Source organism: Dysgonomonas sp. GY617 (assembly GCF_015233815.1).
GTDB lineage: Bacteria > Bacteroidota > Bacteroidia > Bacteroidales > Dysgonomonadaceae > Dysgonomonas_A.
Map to the genome: position 1 here is coordinate 1 of NZ_JADCLR010000020.1, position 1,237 is coordinate 1,237.

1 protein-coding gene is annotated in these 1,237 nt (G+C 35.5%); it reads left to right on the forward strand.

Annotated features, from left to right (window positions below; translation table 11 throughout):
- The first annotated feature begins 168 nt into the window (after positions 1 to 168).
- Positions 169 to 1,212 carry a linear amide C-N hydrolase gene (locus IR022_RS09855; protein WP_194203577.1) on the forward strand — a complete coding sequence of 348 codons (1,044 nt, stop codon included), beginning with the start codon at positions 169 to 171 and terminating at the stop codon, positions 1,210 to 1,212.
- Positions 1,213 to 1,237 lie beyond the last annotated feature (25 nt).

Sequence of the window (1,237 nt, forward strand, 5' to 3'; positions counted from 1 at the left end):
ATTCTAACGACTTTCTAATTGATTTTCTTCTTCTTTTTACTCACAATTTACCTACTTTTGGAATACAAATTTGTAGAATATATTATAAATAGATAAGCCAAAATAATCAATTTGGTAAACCCTATTAAAGCAATAAAAGGATTTTAATTTACATTAAAATAAAAAATTATGAAAAAAGTATTTATTTTTTTATGTTCGTTAACAACACTAAGTTTAGCTTCAAAAGCCGAAGCATGTACAAGAGTAGTTTATACAGGGACTAATGGAATGGTAGTAACAGGTCGTACGATGGATTGGAAAACCGAGTTAGCAAGTAATATTTGGGTATTCCCTAGAGGAATGGAACGTAATGGTGAAACAGGTCAAAATTCATTGAAGTGGACATCTAAATATGGCAGTGTCGTAACCTCAGCTTTTGAAATAGCAAGTACAGATGGTATGAATGAAAAAGGATTAGTAGCTAATCTGCTTTGGCTATCCGAGTCGGAATATCCTGCAAGAGATCAGAACAAACCGGGGCTTACTATTGCTGCATGGGTACAATATATGCTAGATAATTTTGCAACAGTAAACGAAGCCGTTTCTTTTGTAGAAGGAGATACCTTTCAGGTAGTATCGGATCAGATGCCTGACGGATCGAGAATGGCGACATTGCATCTATCCATTTCAGATGCTACAGGCGATAATGCTATTTTTGAATACATAAATGGAAAGCTGAATATTCACCACAGCACAGAGTATAAGGTGATGACTAACTCGCCTACTTATGACAAACAATTGGCATTGAATGACTATTGGAAATCAATCGGTGGATTAACGTTCCTACCTGGAACCAATCGCGCTACCGATCGTTTTGTAAGAGCTAGCTTTTATATTGATGCACTTCCTAAAACAGATAACGAAAAAATAGCGATTGCCAGTGTATTCAGTGTAATTCGTAACATATCAGTTCCTTACGGCATATCAACACCTCAGAGTCCTGAAATCTCCACAACAGAATGGAGAACAGTATCAGATAGTAAAAACCTGACTTACTTTTTCGAATCGAGCTTGACTCCAAATACATTTTGGGTAAATCTTCAGGATATGGATTTGGCACAGGGTGCACCTGTAATGAAGTTATCTATTGCAAATGGTGAAATCTATAATGGTAATACTGCTAAAGACTTTAAACCAGCACAACCTTTCAAGTTTTTAGGTGTGAATAATTGATAAGTAAAGGATGAAAAAGTCCATT

Bases quoted from the DNA above. Each gene is read 5' to 3' on its own strand.
- IR022_RS09855 (WP_194203577.1), top strand. From the start codon at position 169: ATGAAAAAAGTATTTATTTTTTTATGTTCGTTAACAACACTAAGTTTA.